This window comes from Deltaproteobacteria bacterium, assembly GCA_016180845.1.
Lineage (GTDB): Bacteria > UBA10199 > UBA10199 > JACPAL01 > JACPAL01 > JACPAK01.
Genome location: JACPAK010000001.1, coordinates 545,522 through 559,052 on the forward strand (window position 1 = coordinate 545,522; position 13,531 = coordinate 559,052).

The 13,531-nt window shown below is 52.4% G+C and carries 16 protein-coding genes; 6 read left to right on the top strand and 10 right to left on the bottom strand.

Annotated elements, in window-relative coordinates; all coding sequences use genetic code 11:
- The 7 genes from pstB to HYT76_02880 all read right to left on the bottom strand — a co-directional run bounded on the left by pstB (position 1) and on the right by HYT76_02880 (position 6,304).
- Entirely contained in the window at positions 1–762 is a 762-nt protein-coding gene (gene pstB / locus HYT76_02850; GenBank protein ID MBI2082484.1) for a phosphate ABC transporter ATP-binding protein, read from the bottom strand.
- Positions 756–1,664, bottom strand: a complete 909-nt coding sequence (pstA, locus tag HYT76_02855) for a phosphate ABC transporter permease PstA (protein ID MBI2082485.1) — start codon at positions 1,662–1,664, stop codon at positions 756–758. The genes pstB and pstA overlap by 7 nt, the downstream gene beginning before the upstream one ends.
- On the bottom strand, positions 1,664–2,560 hold the full coding sequence (gene pstC / locus HYT76_02860) for a phosphate ABC transporter permease subunit PstC (GenBank protein MBI2082486.1): 897 nt from the start codon (positions 2,558–2,560) through the stop codon (positions 1,664–1,666). The genes pstA and pstC overlap by 1 nt, the downstream gene beginning before the upstream one ends.
- Positions 2,554–3,549, bottom strand: coding sequence for a PstS family phosphate ABC transporter substrate-binding protein (locus tag HYT76_02865; protein MBI2082487.1), 996 nt, complete (start codon positions 3,547–3,549; stop codon positions 2,554–2,556). Before HYT76_02865 ends, pstC begins: the two co-directional genes overlap by 7 nt.
- A gap of 65 nt (positions 3,550–3,614) precedes the next feature.
- Positions 3,615–4,781: a hypothetical protein gene (locus tag HYT76_02870; protein ID MBI2082488.1), complete on the bottom strand. Its 1,167-nt coding sequence runs from the start codon at positions 4,779–4,781 to the stop codon at positions 3,615–3,617.
- Positions 4,782–4,847: 66 nt separating this feature from the next.
- Complete coding sequence (locus tag HYT76_02875) at positions 4,848–5,618, bottom strand: hypothetical protein (GenBank protein MBI2082489.1); 771 nt, start codon at positions 5,616–5,618, stop codon at positions 4,848–4,850.
- Complete coding sequence (locus HYT76_02880) at positions 5,615–6,304, bottom strand: response regulator transcription factor (GenBank protein MBI2082490.1); 690 nt, start codon at positions 6,302–6,304, stop codon at positions 5,615–5,617. The genes HYT76_02875 and HYT76_02880 overlap by 4 nt, the downstream gene beginning before the upstream one ends.
- Before the next feature lie 116 nt (positions 6,305–6,420).
- Between HYT76_02880 and HYT76_02885 the strand changes: the two genes are divergently transcribed.
- The 3 genes from HYT76_02885 to HYT76_02895 are packed head-to-tail and all read left to right on the top strand — an operon-like array spanning position 6,421 to position 8,934.
- Complete coding sequence (locus HYT76_02885; protein ID MBI2082491.1) at positions 6,421–7,044, top strand: DUF47 domain-containing protein; 624 nt, start codon at positions 6,421–6,423, stop codon at positions 7,042–7,044.
- The gene (locus HYT76_02890; GenBank protein MBI2082492.1) at positions 7,037–8,029 is read left to right on the top strand and encodes an inorganic phosphate transporter; all 993 of its coding nucleotides are present in this window, start codon (positions 7,037–7,039) and stop codon (positions 8,027–8,029) included. The genes HYT76_02885 and HYT76_02890 overlap by 8 nt, the downstream gene beginning before the upstream one ends.
- Positions 8,026–8,934 carry a phosphoribosylaminoimidazolesuccinocarboxamide synthase gene (locus HYT76_02895; protein ID MBI2082493.1) on the top strand — a complete coding sequence of 303 codons (909 nt, stop codon included), beginning with the start codon at positions 8,026–8,028 and terminating at the stop codon, positions 8,932–8,934. Before HYT76_02890 ends, HYT76_02895 begins: the two co-directional genes overlap by 4 nt.
- Here the strand turns inward: HYT76_02895 and HYT76_02900 are convergent.
- Positions 8,914–9,561: an HAD-IA family hydrolase gene (locus tag HYT76_02900; protein MBI2082494.1), complete on the bottom strand. Its 648-nt coding sequence runs from the start codon at positions 9,559–9,561 to the stop codon at positions 8,914–8,916. The genes HYT76_02895 and HYT76_02900 overlap by 21 nt on opposite strands.
- A gap of 18 nt (positions 9,562–9,579) precedes the next feature.
- Here HYT76_02900 and HYT76_02905 point away from each other — a divergent pair, with 18 nt between their 5' ends.
- The 3 genes from HYT76_02905 to HYT76_02915 all read left to right on the top strand — a co-directional run bounded on the left by HYT76_02905 (position 9,580) and on the right by HYT76_02915 (position 11,779).
- Complete coding sequence (locus HYT76_02905) at positions 9,580–10,431, top strand: hypothetical protein (protein ID MBI2082495.1); 852 nt, start codon at positions 9,580–9,582, stop codon at positions 10,429–10,431.
- Positions 10,428–10,742 carry a hypothetical protein gene (locus tag HYT76_02910; GenBank protein MBI2082496.1) on the top strand — a complete coding sequence of 105 codons (315 nt, stop codon included), beginning with the start codon at positions 10,428–10,430 and terminating at the stop codon, positions 10,740–10,742. The genes HYT76_02905 and HYT76_02910 overlap by 4 nt, the downstream gene beginning before the upstream one ends.
- Before the next feature lie 65 nt (positions 10,743–10,807).
- Positions 10,808–11,779, top strand: coding sequence for an ABC transporter substrate-binding protein (locus HYT76_02915; GenBank protein ID MBI2082497.1), 972 nt, complete (start codon positions 10,808–10,810; stop codon positions 11,777–11,779).
- Positions 11,780–11,784: 5 nt separating this feature from the next.
- On the opposite strand, the gene HYT76_02920 is transcribed toward HYT76_02915, so the two are convergent.
- Positions 11,785–12,561: a tetratricopeptide repeat protein gene (locus HYT76_02920; protein ID MBI2082498.1), complete on the bottom strand. Its 777-nt coding sequence runs from the start codon at positions 12,559–12,561 to the stop codon at positions 11,785–11,787.
- On the bottom strand, positions 12,562–13,521 hold the full coding sequence (locus HYT76_02925) for a hypothetical protein (GenBank protein MBI2082499.1): 960 nt from the start codon (positions 13,519–13,521) through the stop codon (positions 12,562–12,564). It abuts the gene before it with no gap.
- Positions 13,522–13,531: the final 10 nt, after the last annotated feature.

A 13,531-nucleotide genomic window follows, 5' to 3' on the forward strand; every position in this document is an offset into this window, starting at 1 on the left:
TTACCCAAACCTCCCCGTGATGTAATCTTCAGTTCGCTTTTCTTTCGGATTTGTAAATATTTTTCTCGTTTCATCAAACTCTATAAGCTCCCCCAGATAAAGAAAGGCGGTTTTGTCGGAGACACGAGCTGCCTGTTGCATATTATGGGTTACGATAATGATCGTCACCTGTTGCTTCAGTTCTCCAATCAATTCCTCAATTCGTGTTGTTGCGATCGGATCGAGGGCGGAAGTCGGTTCATCGAAAAGGAGGATCTCCGGGTCAGTTGCCAAGGCGCGGGCGATACAGAGCCGTTGTTGCTGACCACCGGAGAGATTGAAGGCGAGGTCATGCAGACGGTCCTTCACCTCATTCCAGAGGGCGGAAGAACGAAGCGCTTTTTCCGCCTGCTCCTCAAGAAACTGTTTCTTCCAGACCCCGCGTACTTTGAGGCCATAGACGACATTTTCAAAAATTGATTTCGGAAATGGGTTTGGTTTCTGAAAGACCATCCCGATCCGCATCCGGATCTCGATCGGCTCTACCTCCGGATCCAGGATATTTTTTCTGTCGGGGAAAAGGAGGATCTCTCCCTCGTAGCGGTTTCCGGGATAGAGATCATGCATCCGGTTGAAACAGCGGAGAAGGGTGCTCTTGCCACAACCCGACGGCCCAATGACCGCTGTCACCTTTTTCTCCTCGAACTCAAGGGTCAGATCCTTCAAGGCGAGGACGGTATTGTAATAAAAATTAAGATTCTTTACGGCCGCTTTAATTACCATCGGATCCTCCTGCGGAAGCGATAGCGGAGAAAGATGGCGAGACCATTCATTGCCAGCGTCATGAAAATCAGAACAAGCCCCGCCGCCGCGGCATTACGATGGAAATCAGCTTGAGGACGGGAGAGCCAGTTAAACATCTGAATCGGGAGCACCGTAAAAGGGGAGCGGAGCCAGGTCAACGAAACAAACGGAAATTCACCCGAAATCGGGGCCTCCGGTAAAAAGGCGATGAAGGTCAGCGCCCCAATCGTAAGTAACGGGGCGGTTTCTCCAATCGCACGAGAGAGGGCGATGATGATCCCGGTCAAGATCCCTCCCGAACCGTAAGGGATCAGGTGGTCTTTAATCATTTGCCACTTGGTCGCACCGAGTGCCTGGGCCGCCTCTCGAATCCCACAGGGGATCGCCCGGATCGCTTCGCGTGTGGCAACAATCACAATCGGCAAAATCAGAAGGGCAAGGGTCAGTCCTGCCGTCAGGATGCTTTGTCCCAACCGGAGGCGGTAGACAAAAAGTCCCAGCGCCATCAGTCCATAGACGATCGATGGCACCCCAGCGAGATTCGCAATATTAATTTCAATCAACGTGCTCAGCCAATTTTTTTTCGCATATTCTTCGAGGTAGATTCCGGCGGCGACACCGAGCGGGACGACACTGCAGGCGGTGACTAGCATCACAAGGGTTGTCCCGACCCAGGCCGAGAGGATGCCCGCCTGGTCTGAGAAGCGGGAGGGGAAAGAGATGAAAAATTTCCAGGAGAGTTGTGGCAGGCCATCCGAGGCGAGGTCTATCAATAAGGCGAGTAGCGTTAACAATCCACTGAAGGTTGCCAGAATCCCAAGGAGGCCAAATAAAAGGTCCCATCGCTTCTGTCGCCGAATCAGCTTTTTGATTTCAGCCATTAATAAACCTCACGGAATCTCTTTCTTAAAATAGAACCGGCGATGTTAAAGCCCAACGTCATTAAAAACAGAACCAATCCAGCGGCAAAAATCGTCTGATACCCGATGCTCCCGTGCGGGAGATCACCCAGGCTGACCTGAACAATATAAGCCGTGAGCGTTGCCGCCGGCTGGCGCGGGTCGAGAGTCAAGTTTGGTTGCATCCCTGCTGCGACCGCGACGACCATCGTCTCCCCGACCGCCCGTGAGAAGGCGAGGATATAAGCCGAGGTCATTCCGGAAAAGGCGGAGGGGACGACCGCCCCGAGGGCGGTCTGGAGTCGTGTTGCCCCCATCGCATACGACGCCTCACGGATCGCATGGGGAACCGCCCGCATCGCATCCTCACTTAATGAACTGACGTACGGGATGACCATAACACCGATCACGAGACCGGCAGAGAGCATGTTGAATCCGGGCAATTCCGGCATCAGTCGTTGGAGAAGTGGAGTGACGAAAAGAAGGGCGAAGTAGCCGTAGATGATTGTCGGAATGGCCCCCAGAAGTTCAAGAATCGGTTTGACGATCTCGCGTACCCGGTACGGAGCATATTCGGAGAGATAGATCGCAATCACGGTCCCGACCGGAAGCGCCAGTAAGAGTGCAACGATCGATGTGACCAAGGTTCCGGTGACGAGAGGCATAATTCCAAAGTGTGCCGACTCGAAGAGAGGGGTCCATTCGGTATCGGTCAGAAAGTCAACAAGGGGAACTGCCTTGAAGAAGATGCTCGATTCGTAGAGGAGAATTCCAATAATCCCTGCGGTAATCGCAATAGAGGAAAAGGCAGCGAGGAAGAGAGACACCCTCACTGCCTTTTCTCGCCAAAGTCTAAAAGTGAAATTCCGGTTCACAATTTTGGGGCCCTCTTGAAGATCTCTTCGATCTTCAACCCCACCTCCGCAGTGCCAGCGAAGGCGGTTCCGACAACTCCCTGATCGATCCGCTTCTTCCCCTCGGTATAGGCGAGCGGGGGGAGTGGGATATATTTGACCTGAGGAATTAGCATCGGCCCATTCTTCAGATAAAACTCGGTGAATTCCCGAACCCCATGTTTTCGAAGCGACTTCTGGTTCACGTAGATGAAGATCGGTCGGGAGAGTGGCTGATAGCTCCCGTTCTCGACGGTTTGTCGTGATGGAGAAACGGGCCCTTTTCCTCCGTCAATCGGAACCACCTTGAGCCTCGTCTTGTTCTCTTCGTAGTAGGCATAACCGAAGTAACCGATCGCGTTGATATCGTTGGTGACGCCTTGGACCAGGACATTGTCATCTTCACTCGCGGTATAATCACCGCGGCTCGACTTTGATTTTCCCACGATCGCCTCGGTGAAATAATCAAAAGTTCCGGAGTCAGCCCCCGGGCCATAGAGTTTGATTGGTTGATCGGGCCACTTGGGGTTCACTTGATTCCACTTCGTGATCTTTCCCTGTGATTCCGGTGCCCAGATTTTTTTGAGATCTGCGACGGTTAAGGAACTGACCCATTGATTCTTTGGATTCACAACGACAGTCAAGGCATCGTAAGCGACCGGGAGTTCGATATATTTGATCCCTTGAAGAAAGCAGTCGTCCATTTCCTTCTTGAGAATTGGACGGGAGGCATTCGAGATGTCGGTTTCGCCTCGGCAGAACTTCTTGAATCCGCCACCGGTACCCGAAATACCGACCGTGACGTGCATCGCTCCTTTTTTCTCTTTTTGAAACTCTTCAGCAACCGCCTCGGTGACCGGATAGACGGTGCTCGAACCGTCGATCTTGATGATCTCTGCAGCCCGAATCTCCTTGAGAGACAGGGTTGTGATGGCAACCAGCAGCATGAGAGATAACGTGATGCTCTTTTTCATTGGATTCTCCTTATTTTCTTTATGTGACGTTGATGTGACATCGATGTGAATTATTTGTTTCCCGTTTAAAAAATCACCTGCATCTGAGTTCTAAAACGATTGTCATTTAGATCCTGTCCCCGACTGTTCGGGAGGAATGCGTAGTCGGTCTGTAGTTTGAGGCCATGCCCTGCAATGAAGTAGTTGAAACCAACAGAGTGCTCGAACTGATTCACAACCGCATTGGAAAAAATAACGCTGGATGTCTTGGCAGCAATCTCCACCTTTTTGGGGATTAGAAATTTGCCGAGCTGCGCGTGATAGCCCCAGTTGGTCAGTTTGGCCCCTTCCATTGTTCGCGTGATCATTCCGGCCCCCTGGAAAGACCAGCCGTGGTATTTGTACCCGACGTCCAGCGTCCCGTGGCTCGCCTTGGTCCCCGCGGCGACCGTCCCGTTTTGGGTAGCGGAGACCGCTTCATTATAGGCATACGCAAGTCCAATACCAAGATTCTGACTTTCGGAATTGTCCGTATCCGATTCGGACCAGAGATAGGTGCCAAGAATCGGCAATTCGAACCGGCTTCCCAGGAGAAATCCCCGGTTCCGATTCAAGGTATTCAGGGTGTCACCGTTCATGGCGAACAGGTGATAACCAAGATCGCGATTCGTCACGATCCCGTGAATGGTCACTCCGAGATCGCGGCCAAAGTTGAACGGACCGGTCCCGAGGGAACGGTCCACGAATTGCTGTTTGCCGGACGAGGTCAATTCCTGAATCAGGTATCGTGCCTTGTACTGCCCTGCCAGGACGCCGAATTCACGTACCGGAACCCAGTCAAAATAAAAATCCTCAAGGAGGGGAGCTCCGCTGGTGCTCTCCGCGGTGATCGTATTGGCCGTTGCGGTGCAAGCGGCGTTGGTACAGGCGGCCGCCGTTGTTGCGCGGGCACGGGTTGCGGCATTGAGTTGCAGCCCAAACTTGAGTGTCCTTTTGAGGGTATATCCTTCAATCTTGATCTTTCCACGCTGGACGGCGAAGCCGTCGGTGTCGGTTGCTCCTTCGAGCCCCGTGTAGGTAAAGCGTCCCTGCAAGCGTGACTGGAGATGGACGAGATTATCACCGTCCCCTATCTTCAGGCCGTCACCTGCCTTGTATTGGAGGCGAATCTCTCCTTCTGCAGCCGATGCTATTGTTCCCAGTCCGATCATCAGGGCGACCAGTATGATTCGGACCCTAGTTTTTTGTGTCATTGTTTCCTCCTGTTTGGGAAGAAGATCTCAGGAAGTGGTGACGTTTTGATGAGGTACTTGTGAATTTTAGGTGACGATCGGGATCGTGAACCAGAATTCGGAGCCTTTGCCGGGTTCGCTTCGGACACCGACCTCCCCCCCCTGGGCCTGAACGAGATGTTTGACGATCGATAGTCCAAGGCCGGTGCCTCTCGTCGGGCTTGAGTGGGACTTGTCGGCCCGGTAAAAGCGCTCAAATATCCGGTCTTGGTCCGCATCGGAAATCCCGATGCCGGTGTCGCGCACGGTGATGCGGCAGCGATCGCCAATCGGCTCGACCTCCAGCGTCACAACACCACTCGAGGTGTATTTCACGGCATTGTCGACCAGATTACTGAGGATCTGTCGGATCACCCTTGGGTCAGAGTGGACATGAAGTTCGGCAGGGATGCGGTTTAATCCCTGAATCCCTTTTGATTCCATTCCCCGCTGGAACTGTTCCATCACCTCTGTCGCGATTTCTCGAAGTGGGAGGTTTTGGGTTTGGATCTCCATCCTTCCCGATTCGATCTCGGAGAGTTTCAGGAGATCCTCGACGAGATTCTGGAGAAGGGCCGCATTTGATTCGATCTTGTTCACGAAACGTTCAGCCGCCGCCGAGTCTCTCAGGGCGCCATTCTTCAGGGTCTCCGCGTAGCCACGAATAGAGGTGAGCGGCGTCTTTAACTCATGGGAGACGTTTGCGACAAACTCGCGTCGCATCTGTTCGAGTTGGCGACTGCCTCTATCTTTGCGGGAAAAACGTCCCAGTAAAAAACCGAACAGAATTCCCAGAACCAGAGCGGCGATAAAGATCACTCGGCCTTCTCCTTGAATCGGTACCCGATCCCACGGATCGTCTCGATGTAGTCGCCCGCCTTCCCCAATTTTTCGCGAAGCCGCTTCACATGTGTGTCAACCGTTCGGGTTGTCAGAGCCGCCTCGTAACCCCAGACCTGATCGAGCAGCATATCGCGTGTGGCGACACGCCCTTTGCTGGAAAGAAGATACTGGAGGAGTTTAAATTCGATCGCCGTCAACCGAACCTCTTTCTCTCCCACCTTGGTCTGAAACTTCGATGGATCGAGCCGCAACAGGCCAAAGGTGAGCAACGCCGTTTTAGAGATCTCCTCCTTCTCCTTGATACGTCGGAGAATCGCCTTGACCCGCAGCACCAGCTCGCGCGGCGAAAATGGCTTTGCCAGATAATCGTCCGCCCCCACCTCAAAGCCGACAATTCGGTCGACCTCTTCCGCCTTGGCGGTCAGGATCAGCACCGGAATCTTTGCGGTCTTGGGATCCCCCTTGAGCGTTTTACAAACCTCAAGCCCCCCGACGTCGGGGAGCATCAGATCCAGGATGATCAGATCCGGCAGGGTGTGGCGCGCCTTAGAAAGACCTTGATTCCCACTAAGACAAAATTCGACGAAAAATTTTTCCTGGCGCAAGTTGTATTCGATCAACTCCGCGATATCTTTTTCATCCTCGATGACCAGAATTTTCATAAAGTGATTATAGGCAGGACGATTGTTACAATGTTGTGACAGGAATGTAAAATGATTGAATCCAGTGAAATGATTCATTGACCCTTCGTTGGAGTTTGCCTATAGGAACCGGACAAATGGGTCTCTTTCCAAAAAACATCCAGTTCTTCGATCTCTTCGAGCGGGCGGCGAACAACATGCTCCACGGGGCGAAGCTGCTCGAGGATTTTGTCCAGGACTTCAAAGATGTCGAGAGGAAGTTGAGGGCGATCGAGGATGCCGAGCATGCGGGGGATCAGATCACGCATGACACGATTGAGATGCTGAACAAGACCTTCATCACGCCGATCGATCGTGAGGATATCCATGAACTTGCCTCGGAGCTCGACGATATCCTCGATCTGATCTTTGGGGCGGCGAATCGGATGGTTCTCTACAAGATCGGGCAGCCGACCGATGGAATGAAAAAGGTCTCCGCCCTTTTAGCGCGATCGGTTGAAGAGGTGAGCAAGGGAGTCCTGCGACTCCGGAATTATTCCAAAAATCCCCAGATGATCCTCGCCCAGTGTATCGAGGTGAATCGGATCGAGAATGAGGCGGATGAGGCGACACGTGTCGCGATCGCCTCACTGTTTGAGAAGGAGAGAGACCCGATTCGCCTGATCAAAGAGAAGGAAATTCTTGAGACCCTCGAGCTCGCGACAGATCGTTGTGAGGATGTCGCCAATGTCCTTGAGGGTATCATCCTAAAAAATGCCTGAGCTTTCTTTGTCACTGATCGTCGTCCTCCTGCTCGTGCTGGGTGCCGAATTTGTAAACGGCTGGACCGATGCCCCGAATGCGATCGCGACGGTCGTGTCGACAAAGGTCCTGTCTCCCCGACAGGCGGTGATACTCGCGGTCTTGCTGAATATCCTGGGGGCGATGTCCGGACAGGCGGTTGCGGCGACGATCGGTAAGGGTTTTGTCGAGGCGGATATCATCAATCTGACAACGGTCGCGGCGGCGATGATCGCGTTGATCGGCTGGAGCTCGATCGCCGCCTATTTTGGTCTTCCGACGAGCGAGAGTCATGCACTGGTTGCCGGATTAACGGGAGCGGGATTTGCGTCGGGAGGGCTTGAGGCCCTGCTTTCAACCGGATGGAAGAAGGTTTTCATGGGGCTCGGTTTTTCAACCTTTCTGGGATTTATCTTTGGCTATCTGATTATTCTCATCATTTCCTGGATTTTCAGGAATATCGCCCCAGGCAAGGTGAAAAAGATCTTTGGTCGTCTCCAGATTCTCTCCGCTGCCTTCATGGCGTTTGGACACGGCTCGAATGACGGGCAAAAGTTTATCGGGGCGTTTGCGTTGGCGCTTGTTCTGGGCGGGGTGATGCCGGAGTTTCATATTCCGATCTGGGTTATTATTCTTTGTGCGACGGTGATGGGGATCGGAACCTCTGTTGGAGGATGGCGGATCATCAGGACGATGGGGGTGAAGCTGGTCAAGCTCGAGACCTATCATGGGTTTGCGGCGGAGACCGGTGCGGCAACGGCGATTCAGATCGCGTCGGTTTTGGGGATCCCCTTAAGCACCACACACACGATCAACACCTCGATCATGGGTGTCGGGAGTGCGCGCCGTTTTTCGGCGGTCCGGTGGGGGGTGGCCGGGCAGATTATCGCCGCCTGGGTCTTGACCTTTCCGGTTTGTGGGGTTCTAAGCTGGGGAATCACAAAAGTTTTGATGTTATTTGCATGACGCTTTTTGAATCAGATCTTAAAGGATTGAAACTCCTCTTCCGCGGCAAGGTGCGCGATATCTACGAATTGCCTGGCGATACGCCCCTACTTCTCATCGTCGCGACCGATCGACTCTCTGCCTTTGACGTGATTTTGCCGACCCCGATTCCCGATAAAGGTAAAATTTTGACGGCCGTTTCCAATTTCTGGTTTGAGAAATTGAAAACAATCATTCCAAACCATTTGACGCACAAGCCGTTATCAACGGTGATCAATGATCCCGAAGGTTTGAAACAGGCAGAAGGGCGATCCGTCATTGTTAAAAAAACAGAACCGCTCAAGATCGAGGCGGTGGTTCGCGGGTATCTTGCCGGTTCCGGCTGGAAGGATTATCAGAAGACAGGCGCTGTCTGTGGAATTCCACTGCCATCCGGTCTTCAGGAAGCGGCCCGGCTTCCGGGCCCGATCTTCACGCCAGCGACGAAGGCGGCGAAGGGGGCGCATGATGAGAATATCTCTTTTGATCAGGCGGTGGAGATTGTCGGTGGTGACATTGCAGAACAGGTAAGAGAGGTGAGCCTTCACCTCTATAAAGAGGCCTCGAAATGGGCGGAGGCAAGAGGGATTATACTCGCCGATACGAAGTTTGAATTTGGGTTGTTGAGGGGCGTGGCAAGCAGCGCCCCCACATTAATTTGGATCGACGAGGCGTTGACGCCCGACTCTTCCCGTTTCTGGCCGAAGGATCAATATAAGGTAGGAATCTCGCCCCCAAGTTTTGACAAGCAGTTCGTTCGCGACTATCTCGAATCAATCCACTGGAACAAAAAACCCCCGGCGCCGGAGTTGCCGAAGGAGATCGCAGAGAAGACGGCGGAGAAATATCGGGAGGCGTTGGAGAGGTTAACAAAACAGGGATTTTAACTCCCTCAACTCCGAAATCACAAAATCCGGTTTCGCCTGCCGCACCTCGTTCGGAGAACGAAAGCCTTTCAGATAGCCACAGGTGAGTACCCTGGCATTTTTCCCAGTCTCAATGTCGATCTTGCTATCACCGATCAGGACAGTTTCGGCTGGGAGACATTTCATCGTCTTCATGAGGTGATGCACGATCGTCGGATCCGGTTTTTTGGGGAAACCGGACTCGCTTCCGATTACCTCATCAAAATAGTGATCGAGTTTTAGCCCCTTCAGGATCGGTTCGGTAAAGTATTGGGGTTTATTCGTGAAGACCGCCTTTTTCTTCCCCTTGAAATGTTCCAGTATCTCAAGGGCCCCCTCCATAGGGACGGTGCAATCCAGAGAATGCGTACCATAATAATCCTTAAATATCTGAAGTGCCTTTTGGAAGTTAGGCCCCTCTTCCTCACCGACCGATTTTTGAATAAGCGGCCTGACCCCATTGCCGACATACGAATAGATCTCTTCATCGGAGACCTGGGGAAGGCTTAAGTCGCGAAGTGTCCAGTGAACGCAATTGGCGATGTCGCGCTTGGAGTCGATGAGGGTACCGTCGAGGTCAAAAATGAGAAGGTTGATTTTTTGCGGCATATTTGATCTCTCACCTTTATGTCGATTTCGTTTATCCTTGTCACCTTCCTTTTTCAACTCGCCGTCGGGATGATGGTCACCGTTTCTTTTCTCCCCCCGAAGCTCGTTGATCCCCGTTTTTTCAAGTCGATCAGTTTTTGGGGTTTTCTTTTCATTCTTTTCGGTCTCCTGCTTCAGCACGAGTCCGTTTTTCAGTTGCCGGCGAATTTTGCGGTAGAGGAGGGAAGTCGTGAGTTGCTTGCTCGTGCCGGTCGAATCCTCTTTTTCTTTTTCGGCGCTGTGACGTTTGCGCAATGGTTTCATCTCCGGTTTTTCAATGGGAACGCCTCACGACCGGGACTGCTTTTCATCTCCTCCGTCGGTATCCTGGCAGTGATCACTGATGCCTTTCTCTTTCGGCCCAATATCCCACCGCTTCTTGTTCAGAATATCGTCGTTCCACTTCAATTTCTCTCGGCGTCGTTACTTCTGGGTGGTTTTCTTGCGGGGATGATTTTTGGTCACTGGTATCTCGTGAACACCGAGATGCCGAAGCGACTTTTGGTTACAATGGCTTGGATCCTGATTGGTGTGCTGATCTTGAGGGTCCTATCTGTCGGGACGACACTCCTTTGTTTTGAAAAATTTGTTTATCCCGAGGTCAGTTTTTTAAACAATCTTGTTTCGTTTCAGGGGCACGGGATTTTTTTCTGGCAGAGGGTTCTGGTAGGACTTCTCATTCCGGCGATTGTCGTGGGGATGATCTGGAGCACCGCGCGGATCGGCTCGAACCAATCAGCGACCGGGATCATGTACGTCGCGATCGCGTTTGTGTTTATCGGAGAACTCGCGGCGCGGTATCTGTTTCTCTTGTCGGCGATTCCTCTATGAAATTTGCTGCGATGAACCCCGACGACATCATCACTACCTGCCCTTCCTGCAGCGCGAAAGATCTCTACCTCCAAAAAGACTTCCCCCGCAAAATTGCGATCAGCATTGTGGTGATCGGCATCATCACCAGTTTTTGGACCTATGGGATCTCGCTCCTGGTCGTGGCACTGATTGATTTTATCCTGTTTCGGCGTGTCAAATGGATGACAGTTTGTTACAAATGCCGGTCGGAATATCGAGGATACAAGCCGAATCCCGCCCATAAGGAGTTTGACAGGCACCTCGATGAATTGTACAGGTACGGCCCATGACCAAGTCCGGGTACCCGCCGTAGGCGGGTGGACGCGGAAATGGTTGGAGACGGGAGTCGGAAACCATGAAATTGACCCTTGCCCACAGCCCCGATGCCGATGACGCCTTTATGTTTTATCCCCTCTTTGAGGGGAAGGTTGACCTTCAAGGCCTGGAGTTCGAAGAGGTTCGCGAGGATATCGAGACCCTGAATCGGAAGTCTGAGGAGGGGGCCTATGATATCAGTGCGATTTCGCTCCATGTCTATCCAGCGATCCAGGGGAATTATCTCTTGCTCCCGACGGGGGCCTGCTTTGGGGAGAAGTATGGTCCGGTTCTTGTCTCAAATCGTCAACTCAAACCACGTCAGGTTTTGAGGCTTCGATGCGCGATCCCGGGGAAGAGGACAACCGCCTTTTTGGTCCTCAAATTTTGGGAACGGGCGATCTCAGGGGAGGGGCGTTCAGGGGTTTCTTATACCGAGGTCCCTTTTGATCAGGTGATGGAGAAGGTGGCGGCGAAACAGATGGATTTAGGTCTCGTGATTCATGAAGGGCAATTGACCTATACCGAGAAGGGGCTCTTCAAGGTCGTTGATTTGGGGGAGTGGTGGTATTCCCAGACGGAACTTCCTCTGCCTCTCGGTGCTATTGTTGTACGACGAGGCCTGGATTGGGAGACTCAAAAGAAGGTTTCAGAGGTGATCCAGTCCAGCATTCGGTATGCCTTGGAGCATAAGGAGGAGGCGGTTGCCTATGCCCTTCCCTTTGCGCGGGGGCTTGATCAAACCAAGGCGGCTGAGTTCATCGGGAAGTATGTCAATGAGATGACGGTGGCGATGGGGCGGCGAGGGCTGAAGGCGATTCGAGCCCTTTTCGAGAGAGGCTATCGGAATGGTGCTCTCTCCAGACGTGTTGATATGACCGATGCCATCTTGAGTTTCAAAAAAGGTGTGGAATCTGAACCGGGCGAAATGGGTGATGTTTCACATGAAACAGTGCCGAGTGAGGTTCCAGGTGAGACCCCTTCCGAGATCAAACCAGAAGAATCCCATTAATTTTTTTATTCGATTTCCCTGCCGGGACCGAACAGTCGGGCCTTCATGAGGTGAAGTTCCCCTTCTTTTTTCTTATTTTTTCGGATCAGGAGTTCACCCAAAAGGGTATGGCACGGGACACAGCTGGGGCGGATTTCGATCGCCTTCCGATAAGAATGAATCGCCTCTCCTTCTTCTCCGGCCTCCTCAAGACTTTTTGCCAAAAAATAATGGGGGAGTGGAGAGTCGCTTGTGTGAGAGGCAACTTCTTGCAGTTTTTTAATCCTCTCATCGCGATCAGCTGTTTCGTAAATTTTTTCGAGGCTACTCAGTGGATCTGATGACGTTTTGTCTTGTGAGAAAGAGGGGCTGTCCAACGAGCAGATGATCTTGGCCACTGAGTACGATTCAGGGTGGGCCGGTTCCAGGGACAAAAATTCGTCGAGATGCTCGAGGGCTTTTTTAGAATCATTCAGTTTAAAGGCGTAGATCATCCCCAAATTGTAGTGTGCTTTTGCATGGTCCTGCTTCTTCTCCAGTATTTTCTCATAGTCTTCGATCGCCAGCGTGTATTCCTCCAGTCCTTGATAGGCGAGCGCTCGTAGAAATCTGGGCTTTTCATCCTTTGGATTCATTTCGATCAGCATAGAGAGTTCATCGATCGCCTGACGTCTCTGACCATTTTGAATAAGACGTTTCGCTGATTGAAGGTCCTCTTCGTAGGCAGGTCGGAAGGCAGCCCTCTGTCCCGCCGCACAGCAATTTAAGAAGATCAGAATTAATAAAATAAAAAATTTCACCATTTACTCCAACATTTGATAACCGCTTAGAGAGGAAGTTGTTGCCGAAGACGATTCGCTGCGGCCGACAAGACGGACAAGATCGCCAATTCGGGGACGGAAGGGACCTAGAATCTTGGCCCGTGTGTATTTGAGTTCGATAGCGATCGCCTCGGCGACTCCCAACTCTTTTTCCACCAACCCCAGGATTTCGTTTGTTTCGGGATCGGTCAGGACTTTTTGGACGGAACTGACACGGAATCGGTCACCGATCTGGAGATCGGCCTTCTTGCCGGCGTCAAAATAGAGGGTGTCCCCCTCCACTTCAATAACCCTCGCCATCCAGGAAAATTCCTCGGTCCTTTGCTCCACCACTTCGAGGATGAATTGAAGCGCGTCGGAGATCGCGCGGCGCGTTGCCTTGCCCAGAGGTGTTTTATAGAAAAGATCACCACCGAACTCGACAAATTTATAATCGACCTTGATACTCGTTGCCCTTTCCCAGGCACGTCCTTGTGCCCGGTGCGAATGGAGGATTTCCCCTGTTCGTGTATCGATCACGCGGAGATCGATCCCGACATGGGCGGCGACAAACTCACCGCTCACCTTGGGTCCGAAAGATTTTGCCACAGAGACCGAACCGCCGACGCCGGTCTGGCGTTCTTCAAACTCAGTGACCTCACCGACGATCAGATAATCGACCCCCAAAAGCTGTCCGGCCGGTGTTTGTGTAAAAGGGGAGGAGAGGTTTGCTTGACCGAGCTCCTGTTCGATCAGGACCTTCGAGAGGATTGCCCGTTCGACGACGACGACCCGCCCACTATCGATGAGGAGCGTGACAAGCTGCGCGGCGAGTCCGCCGCCGATGTTCCATCCCCCATAGACAGAGGCAAATCGGTCGGTGGTCCCGAACTGGGATACCGCGACCCGTGCCTTTGGCCCCTGTTTTGGGAGTGCCGTGGCGTACGTTGGCAGAGCGATCATTACAAAAAAT

Bases quoted from the DNA above. Each gene is read 5' to 3' on its own strand.
- pstB (MBI2082484.1), bottom strand. From the start codon at position 762: ATGGTAATTAAAGCGGCCGTAAAGAATCTTAATTTTTATTACAATACC.
- pstA (MBI2082485.1), bottom strand. From the start codon at position 1,664: ATGGCTGAAATCAAAAAGCTGATTCGGCGACAGAAGCGATGGGACCTT.
- HYT76_02865 (MBI2082487.1), bottom strand. From the start codon at position 3,549: ATGAAAAAGAGCATCACGTTATCTCTCATGCTGCTGGTTGCCATCACA.
- HYT76_02870 (MBI2082488.1), bottom strand. From the start codon at position 4,781: ATGACACAAAAAACTAGGGTCCGAATCATACTGGTCGCCCTGATGATC.
- HYT76_02880 (MBI2082490.1), bottom strand. From the start codon at position 6,304: ATGAAAATTCTGGTCATCGAGGATGAAAAAGATATCGCGGAGTTGATC.
- HYT76_02885 (MBI2082491.1), top strand. From the start codon at position 6,421: ATGGGTCTCTTTCCAAAAAACATCCAGTTCTTCGATCTCTTCGAGCGG.
- HYT76_02890 (MBI2082492.1), top strand. From the start codon at position 7,037: ATGCCTGAGCTTTCTTTGTCACTGATCGTCGTCCTCCTGCTCGTGCTG.
- HYT76_02895 (MBI2082493.1), top strand. From the start codon at position 8,026: ATGACGCTTTTTGAATCAGATCTTAAAGGATTGAAACTCCTCTTCCGC.
- HYT76_02900 (MBI2082494.1), bottom strand. From the start codon at position 9,561: ATGCCGCAAAAAATCAACCTTCTCATTTTTGACCTCGACGGTACCCTC.
- HYT76_02905 (MBI2082495.1), top strand. From the start codon at position 9,580: ATGTCGATTTCGTTTATCCTTGTCACCTTCCTTTTTCAACTCGCCGTC.
- HYT76_02910 (MBI2082496.1), top strand. From the start codon at position 10,428: ATGAAATTTGCTGCGATGAACCCCGACGACATCATCACTACCTGCCCT.
- HYT76_02915 (MBI2082497.1), top strand. From the start codon at position 10,808: ATGAAATTGACCCTTGCCCACAGCCCCGATGCCGATGACGCCTTTATG.
- HYT76_02920 (MBI2082498.1), bottom strand. From the start codon at position 12,561: ATGGTGAAATTTTTTATTTTATTAATTCTGATCTTCTTAAATTGCTGT.
- HYT76_02925 (MBI2082499.1), bottom strand. From the start codon at position 13,521: ATGATCGCTCTGCCAACGTACGCCACGGCACTCCCAAAACAGGGGCCA.